The 17,130-nt window shown below is 51.8% G+C and carries 16 protein-coding genes; 4 read left to right on the top strand and 12 right to left on the bottom strand.

The features are described from left to right. Window positions 1–125: 125 nt before the first annotated feature. Complete coding sequence (locus tag BLP78_RS10755) at window positions 126–380, bottom strand: hypothetical protein (RefSeq protein ID WP_090459117.1); 255 nt, start codon at window positions 378–380, stop codon at window positions 126–128. Between the two features lies 1 nt (window position 381). Beyond that, window positions 382–1,779, bottom strand: coding sequence for a TIGR03013 family XrtA/PEP-CTERM system glycosyltransferase (locus BLP78_RS10750; protein ID WP_090459115.1), 1,398 nt, complete (start codon window positions 1,777–1,779; stop codon window positions 382–384). Between the two features lie 31 nt (window positions 1,780–1,810). Here BLP78_RS10750 and BLP78_RS10745 point away from each other — a divergent pair, with 31 nt between their 5' ends. Continuing rightward, entirely contained in the window at window positions 1,811–2,068 is a 258-nt protein-coding gene (locus tag BLP78_RS10745; protein WP_090459112.1) for a hypothetical protein, read from the top strand. Between the two features lie 452 nt (window positions 2,069–2,520). On the opposite strand, the gene BLP78_RS10740 is transcribed toward BLP78_RS10745, so the two are convergent. The 4 genes from BLP78_RS10740 to BLP78_RS10725 all read right to left on the bottom strand — a co-directional run bounded on the left by BLP78_RS10740 (window position 2,521) and on the right by BLP78_RS10725 (window position 5,038). Next, window positions 2,521–3,186 carry a response regulator transcription factor gene (locus tag BLP78_RS10740; RefSeq protein ID WP_090459111.1) on the bottom strand — a complete coding sequence of 222 codons (666 nt, stop codon included), beginning with the start codon at window positions 3,184–3,186 and terminating at the stop codon, window positions 2,521–2,523. 24 nt (window positions 3,187–3,210) lie between these two features. After that, complete coding sequence (locus BLP78_RS10735; protein WP_256330217.1) at window positions 3,211–3,585, bottom strand: response regulator; 375 nt, start codon at window positions 3,583–3,585, stop codon at window positions 3,211–3,213. 325 nt (window positions 3,586–3,910) lie between these two features. Beyond that, a complete protein-coding gene (locus tag BLP78_RS10730) occupies window positions 3,911–4,702 on the bottom strand; it encodes a S1 family peptidase (RefSeq protein WP_090459107.1) in 792 nt (263 codons plus the stop codon). A gap of 78 nt (window positions 4,703–4,780) precedes the next feature. Next, window positions 4,781–5,038, bottom strand: coding sequence for a DUF2024 family protein (locus BLP78_RS10725; protein WP_090459105.1), 258 nt, complete (start codon window positions 5,036–5,038; stop codon window positions 4,781–4,783). Window positions 5,039–5,332: 294 nt separating this feature from the next. Between BLP78_RS10725 and BLP78_RS10720 the strand changes: the two genes are divergently transcribed. Next, on the top strand, window positions 5,333–7,054 hold the full coding sequence (locus tag BLP78_RS10720; protein ID WP_256330216.1) for an OprO/OprP family phosphate-selective porin: 1,722 nt from the start codon (window positions 5,333–5,335) through the stop codon (window positions 7,052–7,054). An 85-nt stretch (window positions 7,055–7,139) separates the two neighbouring features. Here the strand turns inward: BLP78_RS10720 and BLP78_RS10715 are convergent, their stop codons facing one another. Next, a complete protein-coding gene (locus BLP78_RS10715; protein ID WP_090459102.1) occupies window positions 7,140–10,280 on the bottom strand; it encodes a DUF748 domain-containing protein in 3,141 nt (1,046 codons plus the stop codon). Between the two features lie 131 nt (window positions 10,281–10,411). Further along, complete coding sequence (locus BLP78_RS10710) at window positions 10,412–10,786, bottom strand: DUF2784 domain-containing protein (RefSeq protein ID WP_090459100.1); 375 nt, start codon at window positions 10,784–10,786, stop codon at window positions 10,412–10,414. 162 nt (window positions 10,787–10,948) lie between these two features. Between BLP78_RS10710 and BLP78_RS10705 the strand changes: the two genes are divergently transcribed. Further along, the gene (locus BLP78_RS10705) at window positions 10,949–11,923 is read left to right on the top strand and encodes a sulfite exporter TauE/SafE family protein (RefSeq protein WP_090459098.1); all 975 of its coding nucleotides are present in this window, start codon (window positions 10,949–10,951) and stop codon (window positions 11,921–11,923) included. Window positions 11,924–12,019: 96 nt separating this feature from the next. Here BLP78_RS10705 and BLP78_RS10700 read toward each other — a convergent pair whose 3' ends face one another. The 4 genes from BLP78_RS10700 to BLP78_RS10685 all read right to left on the bottom strand — a co-directional run bounded on the left by BLP78_RS10700 (window position 12,020) and on the right by BLP78_RS10685 (window position 15,932). Next, on the bottom strand, window positions 12,020–12,574 hold the full coding sequence (locus tag BLP78_RS10700; protein ID WP_090459097.1) for a TlpA family protein disulfide reductase: 555 nt from the start codon (window positions 12,572–12,574) through the stop codon (window positions 12,020–12,022). 105 nt (window positions 12,575–12,679) lie between these two features. Beyond that, window positions 12,680–14,620, bottom strand: a complete 1,941-nt coding sequence (gene dsbD / locus BLP78_RS10695) for a protein-disulfide reductase DsbD (RefSeq protein ID WP_090459095.1) — start codon at window positions 14,618–14,620, stop codon at window positions 12,680–12,682. Window positions 14,621–14,631: 11 nt separating this feature from the next. Then, window positions 14,632–14,964 carry a divalent-cation tolerance protein CutA gene (gene cutA / locus BLP78_RS10690; protein ID WP_090459151.1) on the bottom strand — a complete coding sequence of 111 codons (333 nt, stop codon included), beginning with the start codon at window positions 14,962–14,964 and terminating at the stop codon, window positions 14,632–14,634. A gap of 53 nt (window positions 14,965–15,017) precedes the next feature. Next, a complete protein-coding gene (locus tag BLP78_RS10685) occupies window positions 15,018–15,932 on the bottom strand; it encodes an SDR family oxidoreductase (protein WP_090459093.1) in 915 nt (304 codons plus the stop codon). 48 nt (window positions 15,933–15,980) lie between these two features. Here BLP78_RS10685 and BLP78_RS10680 point away from each other — a divergent pair, with 48 nt between their 5' ends. Next, entirely contained in the window at window positions 15,981–17,021 is a 1,041-nt protein-coding gene (locus BLP78_RS10680) for a CDP-6-deoxy-delta-3,4-glucoseen reductase (RefSeq protein WP_090459091.1), read from the top strand. Window positions 17,022–17,130 lie beyond the last annotated feature (109 nt).

The raw sequence follows: 17,130 nt of genomic DNA, 5'->3' as shown, positions 1-17,130 counted from the left end.
CAAAAATCGGGGTGATCACAAGATGCACGGCGAAAGCCATGGTTTGCCTGGTATGCCAAGATGGGCAACGGCATGCGTGCCCGGTTTTGCCATTCATTTTCCAGTGGAGCGAAGGGATGGCGGCTTTACAGGTAACCCGCTTTGTCGAGGTGAGGTACCCTGAAGCGTTGCCTGAGAGATCGCGCGAAGCGGCGATCCGGCAGCGCCAGGAATGCCGCGGTCGCGCTTGTGGCGCCGATATCCCGCTCTGGCGTCGCGCCTTCCCGAGGAAGGCGCCGCCCCGCCTTGAGCGGTTGCACCATTCGTGTCGCCGCCTTTCGCGCATTCCCTCCCGCAACGCCGCCGTCGCACTCGCGCTGGCCTTGCTCAGGGCGCTCCACATCATCTTCCACCCTTCCCCAGCACGACAACTTCAACGGTATCTATCAGGATAATTACATCAAGAAACAGGCTGTGGTTCTTCACATAATAAAGATCGTACTGCAGCTTTTCGATGGCGTCCTCTACCGACGCGCCATACCGGTAGCGCACCTGGGCCCATCCGGTTATACCCGGCTTGATGCTGTGCCTTACATTGTAATAGGGCACTTCCATGCAAAGCTGGTGTACAAAATAAGGTCTTTCCGGACGGGGGCCGACAAAACTCATGTCACCATTCAAGACATTCAATATCTGGGGAAGCTCATCGATTCTCAGTTTACGAATAATCCTGCCCACCCGGGTTATCCGCGGATCATCCGTTGCCGCCCATTGCGGCGTTCCTCCCTTCTCCGCATCAGCCCGCATGCTGCGGAATTTCAGAACCATAAATATTTTCCCGCCCTTTCCAACCCTTTCCTGCCGGTAAAAAACGGAGCCACCATCCTCGAACAGAATGCATAGAGCGGCCATCAACATTACAGGTAGCGTAACAGCCAGAAGGACGCCGCTCGCAGCCAAGTCGAAAATGCGTTTAATACCGGATCTGAGCAGGCTTTGGTCGAACCCGCCGCCAAAAACCAGCCAACTCGGGTAAAGGGTATTCACTCGAATTTGCCCTCGCTCACGCTCAAAAAACGCGGCTGAGTCGGTCACCTTTATCCCGTTCAGCTTGCATTCCAGCAGATCCTGAATAGGAAAACACCCACCCCGACGTTCCTGAATCGCGATAATGATCTCCCCTGCCCCGTAGCGATTAGCGAGAGATGTCAAGGAATCCACATTCGGCAGAACGGCGGAGGCTGGCACATGAAGTTCTTCATCCGGCAGCGGAACAAAACCGACAATCTTGAATCCCCTGGGTCCCGACTCGCTTTTTTTAGTCTCTTCGACGAACTCCTTTGCTTTGCCGCCTGTACCTAATACGATGGCCCGGGCCTCCAGAATTCCCAGGCTGGACCATTTAAGAAAAGCCGCTCGTGTCAGGAGAATCCCGGACAGAGCAAAAAGCATTACCAGCCCCAATATGCCGCGGCCAAGATAGAGATCGGGCAGCAAATAAAAAATCAGCGTCGTTATTCCGAATCCAAGCATCATGGAAGGCATGAGCCGGAATAAGGTGTCCTTGATATCCAGGCGGGCATCCAGTTGATATAACCCCATGGCGGACATGCAGAGGATCATGACAAAGGTGAAAGTTGCCGCCTCGGGAAACAAGGACGAGAAAGAGGGGAAGGGATCAGCGTGATCAAAGAAACGAATAGTTGCGCCAAGATATACCATGAACATCAGCACGAGAATTTCAGCACTGATAAGCAGGATCACGGTTCTGGAAATGAAGTGGTTATAAATCCGAAACAATTTTCATCCCTTATCGGTGTCTTGTGAGCTCTTGAGCACCCTCGCTCAGCTGAAGGTCAGCGCAGGCCGCTCTCAAGCGACACTGGTTGAAGTGTACTTCCAGTTAATGTTTGCAGGCCCCCGATCAAAAGGTCCACGCCGTACCTTTGATATTATTGCGCTGCCCGTAAATGTTGAAAAGATCACTAACGGTGTTTGGTTCACCGATCACCTGAGCAGTTTCTTGCCGCTGCGGGATAAAGCAGCAGACTTTTCTAAAGACGAGTTCTTTAAACTATCGCAAAAATGATCAAGCACACCTTCAGTTCCGGGCACTGCCCGTAACGGCAAAATCAATGCGGATAAGCCCTGAATTTACGAAAATATTATAGCCAGCTAGACTCGGGTCCTATATGCATCATATCAAGTTCACCGGCAAGAACAATTGGACTTTGGTACGCTAACGAGCAATTGGAGTTCTTTTGCGGTTTTAAAACAGATTAATGTTTCCCCGGAACTGAAGAGGCTTGGGCACCGTATGGATGTGTACGAGCTAGACGCAATTCACCTCGTCAATTACGCGTTTGCGTAGCGAAAAGTGAATGGGGAACTATAAAACGGAACAATGCTTTGAACCCAGGCTCGGCGATGCAAGTACAAGCGTAACACTTATTATTTATTGAATCCCTGTGAATTTGCTGCGCTGTAGCAGTGACCTGATCAGGATGAAACAGCAAACGCGAGAGCGAGAATATCTGGCTGCTAATGGCCGATCCGGGTCGAGTCATGCGACGACACGGAGCCCTTCACAATCAACGCCAGCTTGAGCCGATCGGCAATGTCCAGCTTGCGGAAGACCTCGGTCAAATGAGCCTTCACTGTACGCTCCGTGATAGCCAGCCGCCGCGCGATTTGTTTATTGGTTTCACCATTTCCGACAAGCGTGGCAATTTCATATTCGCGTCGGGTTAAATTCGCGAGTAACTCCCCAACGGCCTCTTTGATTTTATTCTTTTCCCGCGTGATCGTGACAAGTTCATTCAGCAGATGCCAGCTATGCGATCTCCGAATCCACAGCTCGCCTTGCTGAACAGCCACAACGGCACTTTTGAGCTGCTCAGGTTTCACGTCGCGCTGGCAACATCCCCTTACTCCCGTTCTGAATAATGCCCACTCGATCTCGTCGGCAATCGGGTAGCTCAAAATAATGACTTTAGTCTCAGGATTCAATTTCATGAGCGCCGCGATTCCGTTTGGCCCATCCAGTTTTGGTAAATCATGATCGAGCAAGAGGATCTGCGGTTTCAGGCGTACCAATTCGTCCCTGAGCGAGTCCAGGTTGGTTGAATAGAAAACCGGAGCAATACCCCGCACTCCCTGCTCCCATCGATACAGGTCGTCTTGAAACTGACTAGCAAGCAAAATCAAGAATGTCTCCCCTCAAAACCTGGATTAATGCAATACCTTGTCCATAATTTTACCGAGCATTTTACGTGTTACCCAGATCTCGCCACGATCAACGACATGCACAGCCTTTAAAAAATAAAATGGGTCTGCTTCATGGCTCAAATACCCGCGCGCACCATTCGCCAACGCTTGTATTATCTGCTCCTCCCGGACCGATTTATCGGTTAATAACAATACGAGCGTCTCGGGGCATTCGCGATGCAAAGCCTCCAGTAAAGCAAAATCCCCGCCGATAGACTGATCCAGGTTGACAAAAACGATGCGGGGCTTCAGCTGGCTGATCCTGGCAACGACGTCGTCAATGGGTATAACGGCAGTATCGGGCTCGAGCTGATGCTTTATATCATTTTTAGCTGGCATGATATTTGCAAGCACCTTAATGCCCGGCCCGCCTTGCAAGTATTGTTCTAATTTTATGCGCCGCCCGGGATCCGTATCGGCTATTGCCACGGTTACCATTTGCATCGTTCCTCCTTACAGCTCAGTCATCAGGTATTAAAGGTAATGTAGCCCAGCTTCATTTGCGGTCAGCTTCCAGCGGTATTGCATTATGCTCAAACTCTAAAGTTTTTCTCAACGTCTCCGTATATCCAGCTTATGCTCTGGCTTTTGGTGACAAACGGACCAAGCTGTGCCGAGGAACAGATTCGAACTCGTTTTCTGAACAGGATCTTACTTATCTTTGTTATTTGCGCTGCTGCAGCAACTCGCGAATATAATTGCCGGGGATAGCATACGTGATGCCGCTCGGATTGCTGAGCGCGGCCTCCTTTTTACCCTTTACAAATACCATATTGATCACGCCATATACCAGTCCGGTTTCGGGATCGTAGAGAGGGCTGCCGCTGCTACCGGGATAGGCGGTGCCGTCAAGCTGAAATACTGCATAAGCAGATTTCTGCAACTGGCCGATCATCTTCGCATTAAGCTGCCTCGAATTGTGTGCGGGCAAAATGATGGGCGTTATTGAAGAAACCATGGCACGATGAGTAACCGGATAAAATCCCAGGACCATACCGATCGGGAATCCCGTAAAAATCAGATCCTGCCCTTCTCGAACTTTTTCTGCGTCTCCAAGCTTCATGGTGGGTAAAGCGAGGCCGCTGATTTTCAGCAGTGCCAGATCATGATCTTTGTCGATGGCAACGATAGTGGCAACCCGAAGTTCCGGCTGCTTGCCCTTGCCTGTAATCACGACGTAGGACTCCTTGTTCGCAATATCCAGGACTTCTGGAACAACATGGGCATTGGTAACCACGTGAAGGCCATCGTCCAGCACAAAGCCGGTCCCCAGGAAATTGACGGGAGGGGACCGGGTCATCTGAACAGTTCCGATTCCAACTATCGAGGGCTTGACCTGTTCGATAGTTTTGACGAGCTCGCTACCCCATAGCGGGGAACCAAACATAAGCCCGAAAATACCCAGGCTTTTCATACAGCCAGTGATGAAGGCCAGTAAAGCGCGCCGGGTATTCATCGTCTTTGAAATTCATCGACAGCTTTCACCGGCATGCTTCCTTGATGCTCATTCCATTTCTTCCCGGGTGCGAAATGCTCACCCGCACCCTTCCATCTTGTAAATGAAATACCCATCCTTGTTGATTGCGTCGGTGACATTTGGCGGCGCGCTTTGGCTGTGGCAAAAGTTACACTCTTTACTGGTAACCGTCGCGTCGCCTTCGCCGATCGAGTTTAACCACTGTTTCGCATACTCGATTGCTTTCTTGTCGTCCTTTACGCCGGTGAATACGTCAAAGTGCATGGTGTGACCATCTTTCGCCTTGACGTAGGTGTCGTATACATGAATTTCCATTGTTTTCCTCTCTAATGTTTAACAGATCTTAAGGGAAGTTTGAGGTTAAAGCGGTTTACCTGATAGTTCAAGTAACTCAGCACATAGACTATCACGGCAACAAGAAAAGTGGAACGCAGGTGGTCCGTCAGAATAGGGCGTTGCGGTCCTCCATCCATTTAATAGATAGGCCATAGACTCGCTTATCTCAAGTCATTTCCCCGTCTCTCTCTCCAAACGCATCATCTTTGTCATGAAACTGTTACAAAACTGCAATTAAACGGACATTTTCCTGCAGTACTCTCGCAACCGGTTTTGATAAATAACCGTGAAGAGAAAAACCAAATGAAATTATCCAGACTTACGCTGGCAATCACAGCCATTTTAGGCTCCAGCCTATCCACCGCCGCACTTGCCATTGATCTCTATGTCGATACCAAGACCGAGCAGCTTTACGCAAAACCTGGACCTGGCCGCGTCCATATAGGTTCTTTCGTGAAGGAAGACACGCCTAAAACAGCAGATAAAACTCCGAATAACACGACTAACAGGACAGCAGATAATACCAGCGCCATAGCAGCGGAAAAAACGGAAACAGCTGACTTAACCGCAGTCCGTAGAGATATAGAATTAAAATCAAAGATGATGGGAGCGCGTCTTGCCAGTGAGATCGCGTCGCTCGAAGAGCGAGTCAAGGAAACAGAAAATGCTCACATCGAATTTATTGATAGTGCGCCGCATTTTGCAAGTAAAGACGGCAATTTTACATTTGCGATCAACGGGCGGATGCAGGTAGCTTCACAGTACAATTTCATCAACGATGTATTGCCCGCTACCGGCACCGCCCTGCCTAATGAATGGAATAGCGGCGCGACGCTTCGCCGCGCCCGCCTTGGCGTTGAAGGTACTTTTTTCAAGCTCTGGGATTACAAATTCGAGTACGACTTCAGTCGAGGTAACGGCTCTGTGGCGTCGGGCATTACCGACGCTTACACGCGGCTGAACGTGACCAAGCCGTTTTCAATCAAGGTTGGTTCATTTAAAGAACCTTTCAGCCTGGAAGAAGCGGCCAGCAACCGCTATCTCACGTTCATCGAACGTCATATGTCCGTCAACTCGTTTGTCGATAACCCAAATACCTACAAAACCGGTTTAGGGATCAATTATGCGGTGCCGCGTTTTCAGTTTGGGGTCGCTTTTCAGACCGAACCCATCGGCGCCTGGTCCGCAGCTTCCACCTCGGTTAATACCGCGGGCAACGTTAGCCGCAACAATGGTTCGGGCGATTCCGGCTGGGAAGGCATCGGCCGGATAACAGGCCGGCCGTGGATGGAAGACGAAACCAAATTCTTGCATGTGGGAATTTCGGCTGGGCATACCGCTGTCAACACCCAATACCAAGCGAATGGCACAATTAATGTTGGCCCGAATCAAACTGGGGGGGGAGGCGGGATGGCATTCTTTGCCTTTCCGGGAACCAACGTAGATCGCACCAATATGCTGAATACGGGCAACTTGAGCGTAGGAAACAAGGGTGCGCCCGGTTCGCGCCGAATAGACAGTTACGACCGCTTTGGCGCAGAGGGCTGGCTGGTTCATGGCCCATTCTCGGCTCAAGGGGAATATTTGCGAACAAACATAAATGGGTTCGGTTATGACGACGAGCATTTTACCGGCTACTACGGTTTTGCCAGTTACTTTTTAACCGGCGAATCCAAAGCCTACCATGTCAAAAATGGTGCAGCGAACCGAATAAAACCCAGGCAGAATTTTCAATGGAACGGTTCAGGCTGGGGAGCTTGGGAAGTCGCCGCCGGTTATGATTATATCAATTTGAACAGCGGAGTAATCAAGGGGGGGCAAGCCGACATGGTGCGATTTGCCCTGAACTGGTACCCTCACCCCAATATTAAAATACAGAACAACATTGTTCACATTCTAAACGTGAACACGGCGGGATCCGCCATTCCTCGTACCGCCGGTTTTGACAAGGCTGACTTGAGCTCTTTCTTGACGCAGGTTCAAGTCGAGTTTTAAAGCAGGGGTATAGATCGAAGGAAACATGGCCACGAAGACTTCCGAGTAATTTTCGGAAATCTTCGCGGCCATGGCTGGGTAGTATTTATTTGAGCGAGAATTCTGCCCGGCTTCCCGATTTCTGGCTACTGGCTTCCGGCTCGACTTTGGGCGCAAGCACAAATACTCGCTCGCTTGGAACACCGCCTCGCCCAACCAACCAGTCCCGCGCGGCTTCGGCCCGAAGCTCGGCAAGTTCGCGCATTTCGCTATCCCCGGCATCGATATTTGCCAGCATCAACTGCTCCATTTCCGGTACTGGCAGACTCTTCGAAAGACCAATCATATTTTTCGGCTTCGCGAATTTTGAATCCTTATAGATCACCGTCAGGTATTTTTCATACTCATCGGGCTTGAGCTCAACGTCATCGAGCGATGCGACCGTTTCTCCTTTTTTGACGCTTTCCGATAGCTTCTGCGCTTTTACGGTACGTTCAAGTATCATGCGCTTCAAGGCATCCGGATCATGTGCTGGATCGGCTCGGCCTGTAATCTCGAGTTTGAGTGCGGGCCGGTCTATCAACGCCTTGGATAATACTTCAAGACGTTTTTCGGCTTCAGGCGTAACCCGCGCATAACCCGGCGAAAAATCTATCTCCGATAACTCTTCGCCACCGAAGAGCGAACCCAGCATAGCAAAAGGCGCGGTCGCAGCTTTTGTAATCAAATTAATGAAGACCTTGACGATCAACCCGCCTATGCTGAATTCCGGATCATTGATGGAGCCGCTTATCGGCAGGTGAACATCGATTTCTCCTCGCTGATTTTTCAATAACGCCAGCGCCAGGCTCACCGGGATCGACAGCGCATCCGGGCTTTCGACTTTTTCGCCAAGGGTTAATTGATCGAGGAAAACGTTGTTTTCCGCTGTCAACTCCCCTTTTTCGACGTGATAATGTATATCGACTGAAAGCTTGCCTTTTTCGATTGCGTAACCGATGTACTTACCGGAATAGGGGCTGAAAGTCGGCATATCGATGCCCTTCGCGCTCGCCGTGATGTCGAGGAAAAGTTCGTTGCCAAGGGTATTGACCTTGCCCACGATTCTTAGCGGTGCGGTTTTGTCCACCGCTCCGCGGATATCGATTTCACCGGGCTTCCGCGGATCAAGGGGGCCAACACGGCCGGTAAGTCCCGTCAGCTTGGCGCGATAGTTGGGCTTGATGAACTGGTCATGGAAATTAACGTTACCTCCGGTCATCACGATACGACCGACACGAACAGGCAGGGGCTTCTTGGTCGATGGTTTGGAAGAATTCTCCGCAACGGTCTTTGCGGTGACATCGGAAGTTGCTTGCTGTTGCGCTACAGGCTGCGCAACCGGGGTTGTTTGCCCGGACGGTTCCCTATTATCATTTTGAACGGCGATATGTTTGAAATTGAGTTCTCCTTGCGGAGTAAGCAACACGTGAGCGAGGAAATCGGCAATCGCTATCGACTTGATATCGACGCGAAGCGGATCACTGACGAACTGTATGCCGCTGACATCGAGGCTTCGCCAACGCAAAAGGTCAGCCATGTTTGTCTTTTGCAGAACGTTAAAATTGGTGAAACGGCTTTCGCCGTTCAGCGCCACTTTCAACGGTGATCCATCGGCCTTGACGTTGCCATCGAAGGATATCGAACCACTCGTCAGCAAGGCATTCCACTGGTCGCCAGCCCAGCCTTGCAGCGCGACAAGATCAATATTCTTGGCATTTATAGCAAGATCAGCCATCAACGGCGCCCATGCCAGGGACCCATTTGTCTCGAGACTCCCGTTTTTATTTACCTCGGCCTTCAACGCAAGCTTGAGCGGTGTTGCACCGTTCAAGTCGATATCGGATAGGGTTAAATCCAGCGGATTGACCACCATCGGTACCACGTTTGGCAGCGTACGGTCTTCAAAGCGCAGTGCCGCGGCTATCAATTGCAAGCTGCCAAGCTGAGCCGTCCATGGCTTGTTTTTCTTCGTAGTGGCAGGGGTCGCCTCCGGTTTTGGCTCCGGTTTCGGCTCCGCTTTATCCGGCGGTGCGGAAAAAAACTTGACGAGATCGAGCCGGCCGTCCGCTTCACGACGTACAGAACCCTTGAAGTGATCGAGCGTCAACGCACCCAGTGCGACACTCTGGCGCCCGGTATCGATCGCGACCTTATCCAGGTTTAGCTTGGGCAGGCTCAGGACTGGTTCCGGGTCTCCCTTGCGAATTAACGCGACTTCAGCCAACGCCAGTGCAATATGTGAAGGCTTCAGCCCGTTCAGATTGATTTCGGTCAATCTAAGGTCGAGCTGCTCGAGTTTCGCGGTATAGGGCACTTCCACCGCCCGATTTTCTATCTCAAACTTCCGCAGCGCGGCTTGGCCCGTCAATACCATATTTGGCGCTTGCCCATCGACCTGGGTAAAAGTCAGCAATAAGTCGCTATCAAAATAGCCGGACAGGAGGCTGATGCCGAGCGGGATGGGCGAATATTCGTCTATTCGCGTCAAATCGACGTCTTTGAGCTTGAGTTCGAGTGTGGCTTCCCGATTTTGCGTGAAGGGGCGCAGCTTTCCTCCCAGAGTGAGCGGAGCGCCATTGATCTTGGCGCTGAAGTGCGGTTCCACCCAGCTTTCCTCGTCATTTTCGAAATTCGCAATGAAGGGTATCCCAACAGTAATCTCGGATATGTCCTGATGGCTTTTCTTGAGCCGATCGACGAATTCGAAGCGACCGCCCTCGATGACGATATTACTCACCGAAAACATGGTCTCGCCACCCTCGGACGGCTTATTCATGAAGTCTTCTATCAGGTCCGTGATATTGAAGCGGTTTTCGTCTTCGCGAACCAGACGCAGCGCTGGCGCTTTTATTGATACGGAACTGATCACCGGCGCACGCCGCGCAATCGAAGCAGCGCTAAGGTTGACGTACAGTTCGTCAACGGAAAAAAGTGCCTTCTCCGCATCGACGTCCGTCTCCTTTTCACCCACGCGAAAACCGCGCACGGTCAATTCCAGCGTATAGGGTTGAATGTCGATTGATTGCACTGTCACAGGACGATGCACGGCTTCTGTCAACAAGGTTTCAAGCTTGGTCTTGGCGTACCCCGGTAACCAGAAATAACCGAGCAGCCCGAATAGCACAATGATGGCAACTAAACTGCCCAGACCGATAACCAGGCGTCGGTGGCTTTTAAAACGGTGCAGCAGCGTTATCGGGGTCATGGTGGCGCGTTTATCCTGAGAGGCAATCTGGGCAGCAATTGCGCGGATTTTAAGAGTTGGATCAATCTTCCTCGCCAACTTTACCCTGCACGTAAAGTCCGGTCAATTATTGCAGTAAACCTGGACCAGGCTCATGGGTGACGTTTGCGAGGACGTGGCGGAAGCAACTTGAAAGTAATGATGACCAGAATCGCAAAAAGTATATAAATCATTGTCAATATCCATTCCGGCACATCATAGAAAAGTATGCGGTGCAGCCAGCGCTGGATAAAATTACCGCCGCTTTCCGCTCCACGCAGCCTGTCTTCCAATAACGTAAGCGGACATACCATGCCGACGATAGCCTCGACTACCACGAACAGGATGGCGGTCATGTGCGCAAGCCGAAACCGGAGATTTCGCACAAAATCCAGTCTCATCCATTCGCCTATCCATATCAACGGCAGGCTGCCGACAACAAACAACACGAACAGGAAATGAACGATAAGAACGATATCGGCTAACACGCACTATTCCATGTACTCGTGGCTCGGTATTTTCAAGGCTCGGCGCTTATTTGCGGTCATACCCGTAAAAGCAAAGGCATAACCATATTCCATTAGGTTATTTCTGCATATTTGCTCATGTCGGTATAGTGCGCAAATTGAAGAGGCAGAGGCACCGGACTTATGAAGATTCGCAACCTGGATCTGACGCGAAATCCAATAAACGCGGAACACCAGCAATTTGGGCTTCCTCCTGTCGAGGAACCCGTCTCTCATCCTGGCGCCCATCCTCTCCTCAAAGCCAGTGTATGGTTTATTATTGCCGTGTTGATTGCGTTGGTCCTGTTTTTGACAAGCCGCTTTTTTATTTCCAATAACTGGTTCGGCGGTTGGCAAATCATTGGCGAGACAGTCAGCGGCAGGCTTTTCTGGACTGCGGTGATGGTCGGGTTTCTCGCACAGGTGGTGGATGGCGCGTTGGGCATGGCTTATGGCGTGACCGCCACTACATTTCTGTTGGCAACAGGAGCGACGCCGGGAGCAGCCAGCGCCAGCGTTCATATTGCGGAGATTTTCACCACTGGGGTTTCGGGTATCTCCCACGTCAAATTCGGCAATGTAAATAAGGAATTATTTGTACGTTTGCTGGTGCCTGGTATTCTCGGCGGCATATTAGGCGCGGTACTGGTTACCCAGGTCGACGGCGCAATATTCAAGCCGTATATTTCCACTTATTTGCTGCTGCTGGGAATATACATACTCAGTAAAGCGTTTCGCCCGTTGCGTTTGCGCAAGGACTCCCCGAGGCATGTCGGAAAATTGGCGCTGTTTGGCGGATTCGTCGACGCGGCGGGTGGGGGCGGATGGGGACCGGTGGTGACATCCACTTTGGTCAGTTCAGGAAACGATCCCCGTACAACCATCGGTTCGGTCAATTTCGCTGAATTCTTTCTGACGCTGACGGGTGCCGCGGTTTTTACATTGCTAATGGAAACCAATACGTGGTCCATCATTATAGGGCTGGTATTCGGCGGCTTGTTTGCCGCCCCGTTTGCGGCAGTGCTGTGCAAGAAACTCCATGCACGAACTTTACTGATACTGGTGGGAACGTTGATTGTCATCATGAGCTCTTATAATCTCTACCGGGCGTTAGGATAAAGCTCAAAATCAGGACTGTCTCGCTTCCCGCAGTCAGTGGAAACGTATCATTTCGCTAAAACTCAATAGCTTCGGCGAATGGATGAGGTTGCCGTTCTACAGCAAGGGCTTGAACATGGATTCAAGTTTTTCCTGACTGAGACGACCCAATTTCGTACCGATAATTTTTCCGTTACGATCGATAACGACCGTAAAAGGCAGCGCTCCCTGGCGATTTCCCGCTGCCTCCGCCAGTGCCATCGCTTTCATATCTCCCACTAGCACGGGATAATTTATGCCGATCTCTTTGCTGAATGCAGCCGCTCTTTCTTTCTGATCCACTGCAATGCCGATAAAAACCAGGCCGTTTTCCCTGAATTTTTCCTGGAGTTCAATGAACTCGGGAATTTCCTGACGACAGGGTTCGCACCAGCTTGCCCAGAAATTAACTACCATCACTTTGCCGCGCCACTGCGATATTGCCTGACTTTCGTCCTGCAAATCGGGCAAGCTTGCGGCAAATATCGCCTCGGCTCCTCTACTCGCCACCGCAGCGTCAGTTGCTCCAGACTGGGCATCGCTGCTCATCAACTGACCACGCAGCAGAAATCCGGCAGTCACGGCAAGTACTGCGACGCCTGTATACAATAATACCTGTTGCAATTTCGTCATTTAATCGTTAGTCCAAAATATACCGCTTGCCGGCAATTGGCGAACGCCTCCTCCCTCGAACTCGAAGCGATGGCATTCAAATGAGTTGAACCGTTTCTGGAACGGCTAGACCAGGATTGCGTTGAGTATCTTCAGGAAGCTTTCCTTGTCCTGATATCCTATGAGCCTGATACCCGGAACCTCGCGCCCTTCCCGATCAAGGAACAGAATGCCGGGAGGGCCGAAAAGCTTGAAGCGTTTGAGCAACGCCATGTCATCTGGCGTCCCGTCGGTAACATCGACCTGCAACAGTACCACATCTTTCAGGCGGGACTGTACCTGTGAATCGGAAAACGTGAAGCGCTCCATTTCCTTGCAGGAAATGCACCAGTCCGCGGAAAAATCCACCATCACGTATTTGTTCCTGGACTGAAGGACATGCTGCTCAAATTCGGCGACCGACTTCACTCTCTGAAAGGGCAAATGATCCGTTTGCGCGACATCCTGTTTTTTCCCGGATGCATCAACCGCAGCAATACTTATCTTTGAGAGGGGCTGCAAAATATCGCGGCTGCCGGACAAAACACCGACCAGTAATGCAATCCCGGTCAGCAATGCAATCATGCCCAGGCCCTTCAGAAGCTTCTGGAAACCGGAAGCACCTGGACGCAATGGATCAACCGCATGCAGATAGATGGCTGAGATGATCAATAAGGCCGCCCACAGCAGCATATGCACAACTGCGGAAATGACCGGCGATATCAGCCATATTGCAACGCCCAGCAGCAATACGCCAAAAAATTGCTTGATCGATTCCATCCATGGGCCCGCTTTTGGCAAAATTGCCCCTGCGGAGGCACCCAATATCAACAGCGGAACCCCCATGCCCAAGGCCATGACGAACAGCGCCGACCCACCCAGCACGATGTCGCGGGTCTGGCTGATATAAAGCAGTGCCCCAGCCAGCGGAGCAGCCACACACGGCCCGACGATCAATGCCGATAATGCTCCCATGCCAAATACACTGGTCAGATGCCCGCCTTTTAAATGCCCCGCTTCCTCGGAAAGCTTACTCTGGAGAAAGGAAGGTAATTGCAGCTCATAGAAACCGAACATGGACAGAGCAAGCGTTATAAAGACCAGTGCGAACGTGCCCAGCACCCAGGCATTTTGTAAAGCCGCGGAGAGCATCGCGCCCGAAAGCCCCGCCGCCACGCCGGCGATGGCGTATGTAATCGCCATCCCCATGACATAGGCGAGCGACAAGAGAAATCCGTGAGTCTTGGTGACATTTGTACCGCCCCTGGCGATGATGCCGGACAGAATCGGGAACATCGGAAATACGCAGGGAGTAAATGAGAGCAGCAGGCCGATACCAAAGAAACCGGTCAGGATCAGCCAAAAATTGCCGCTTTCGAACATCCGCTCTATTCGGTTCGATTCCGTTTCGATGGCAGGTGATCCTGCAGACGGGAACAGCTCTGCGGCTGCATCCGGCTTCAAAGCGGCCGATGGTGCCGCCACTGCGGGGCTACTCATGGCATCGGCCACTGCGCCGGCGGCGGCTTTCGCCACCGGCAGCGTCAGTTCGATTACCTTATTGATAGGCGCATAACAAACGCCTACCGGCTCATTGCAGCCCTGGTAGGTAGCGACGAGAGTCAGTTTGCCAGTTGACGATGCGTCGCGTTTCAGGGAAATCAATGCTTCGAATGGCTGGTGAAAAACTTCCACCTGCCCGAAAGTAACATCGCTTTTTATTGTTCCCTGCGGCAGCGAGATTTTTTCGATCGACGTCCCGGCATCCTGCGGCTTGAACGCAACCTTGTCTTTATAAAGATAATAGTTTTTTGCCGGTTCGAATTGGGCTACCAGCGTATTTGCATCCCGGACCTTGACCGTCAATTTGAAAGCCTGATCCGGCGGAAGCAATTCCTGTTCATCCTGCTCAAAACCCGAGCCAAGCTGCTGCAAGCCCGAAAGAAAACCAAAAGGCTTCCTCTCCTCTGCGAAGCTATTGATACTGCATAAACACAGCAACAACAAAAAATATTGACTCAGGCGCATGGCAATCCGTTCTAATCAATTGTGTCCGAGGCTGAGGTTTCGTCCGCGATCCACTTCAAATAAGCAGGCAATCCGTTGCTTATTGGGACAGCAATGATTTCGGGTAGTTCGTAAGGGTGCATGGCGTTTATCACCTGCTCCAGCCGCGCATAATGCTGCGCAAGGGTTTTAATGAAGATCGGCACTTCGCGGGTACTTTCGTTTTTCCCCTGCCAGCGGTAGACGGAAGTGCATCCATCAAGCACGTTAACGCAGGCCGCCAACCGTTCATCGACCAAGCGGCGGGCAAGGGCCATGGCGCTCGCCTGATCGGGCAAATTGGTAACGACGAGTATGGGCTCCATTGCGATTGTGCTGATTGTACTGGTGGCACTAAAAATCATCCGTGGACCGGATTTTACCCATTTTCCGAAGTACTTGCTGCGCTCGGCGCAAAACACTCGACCACGGTGGGATAGCGAAGGTTTACGCGCAACTCGTGCTTTATACGGACATTTGCCAGCCGCCGCGATTCTTGCATGAACGATAGCATACCTGGCGATATAAAACTTTCCGCTTCGGCCCGGGAGATACGCGGCGGCCGCGGCAGATCGAACCGGTCCGCCACGAGATCGAAGTATTCGCCCATCTTCAGCCTCGAATCGTCACAGGCATGGTAAATCCTGCCTGGTTTTGCATAGTGCAACGCTGCGGAGATAATACGGGCGAGGTCGTCGGCGTGTATGTGGTTCGTATAGCTATCCTCTTCCGGCAATAATGCTGGCGCGCCCTCATGCAACCGGGCTAGCGGCAAGCGATTGCCGGCATAAATCCCAGGCACGCGAAGGATTGAAACACTCACGCCATTGCGCAGTCCCCAATAGCGCACCTGCGTCTCTGCATCGGCACGACGCACCGCGCGTTCGGTTTGAGGATTTATCAAACGGGTTTCATCCACCAGCGCACCGTTGCAATCACCGTACACACCGCTGGTACTGATGTAGACAAGACGTTGTGGTAACATTGCCCCCTTCATCTTTGGCCGCTTTGTCAGCGCTGCCAGAAGGTTTGCGGTGCGGGTATCTCGTTGGCCACGGCTCGGTGGCGGGGCCAGGTGAACAACTGCATGAGCCATTCCCGCCAGTTTGGCAAGGCTGCCCGGTATATCGAGATTCCCGGACACTGGCGTAATCCCATGCAAACGTAATGCAGCGCGGCTCTCAGGTCTCCGATGCAAGCCCAGCAGCCGGTAGTGCGCCTGTAACAGGGGCGCTGTGCGCAAGGCAATGTCGCCACAACCAATAAATAAAAGCGTCCGTTTCGTCGTGTTCATCTTCTTTGCCGTCAGTTAATCTGTCTTTATTGATTCATTCGTAACCAGATGCCGCATCAAATCACTATCAAGCCGAGCGGACACGTTTTTTTCGCTCAACCAGGCGAAACCGTACTGCAAGCTGCGCTTCGTGAAGGTTTTCCGCTTCCTTATGGCTGCCGAAACGGTGCCTGCGGGACTTGCAAGGGCAAAATCATACAGGGAAAGGTGGATTTCGGCAGTTATAACGAAAGTGCGTTAACCGAAATGGAGAAACAGTCCGGAATGGCGTTGTTTTGTTGTGCCGTGCCGCTATCGGAACTTATAATTGAATGTCGGGAAATTGGGGCGATAAAGGATATCAAAGTCAAAATACTGCCGTGCCGTGTCCAGCAACTGGCGCGAGTCGCACCTGATGTAATGGTTATTTCTCTGAAACTGCCAACTAACGAGCGGCTGCAATTTCTTGCTGGGCAATATATTGATATTCTCATGAAAGATGGCAAGCGCCGGAGTTTTTCGCTGGCCAACGCGCCTCATGACGACGAATTGCTCCAGTTGCACGTGCGCAACTATCGAGGGGGTACGTTCGCCGAGCACGTGTTCACCAAGATGAAAGAAAAGGATATTTTGCGCTTCGAGGGGCCGCTCGGCACATTCTTTCTGCGCGAAGATTCAGATAAGCCGATCCTGTTCGTTGCCAGCGGTACGGGTTTCGCCCCGGTTAAAAGCATACTCGAGCATATCTTCCACGTACAAAATCTGCGCGCCAATGAACGGCAGATCGTGCTTTATTGGGGTAACCGTACGAAGGCCGATCTATATATGGCGGACATGGCGGGAAACTGGCAGCGGGAGCATGACAACTTTACGTTTATTCCGGTGCTATCCGAGGCACTGCCGGCCGATAACTGGAGCGGAAGGACCGGCCTGGTGCATCAGGCCGTGCTGCAGGATTTCGACAACCTCGCCGGATATCAGGTATACGCTTGCGGAACACCGGCAATGGTTGAAGCCGCCCACAAGGATTTCACGACGCTGCGCAGTCTTCCGGAAGAGGAATTCTTTTCCGACGCCTTCACTGTTTCGCCACGCGAACCCCGATCCTGAACTTTTTACCCGCTCTCATCCGGCAATCCACCGTTGTACGGCATAAGACAATTATCTTTGGGCATACAGCGGGCTGGATAAAGCCGATCGGACCCTGCGCCGATCCATT

The sequence above is a fragment of the Nitrosospira sp. Nsp1 genome (assembly GCF_900100985.1).
Lineage (GTDB): Bacteria > Pseudomonadota > Gammaproteobacteria > Burkholderiales > Nitrosomonadaceae > Nitrosospira.
Note: the sequence above shows the minus strand (reverse complement) of the source record. Positions and strands in the feature narration are given on the sequence as shown.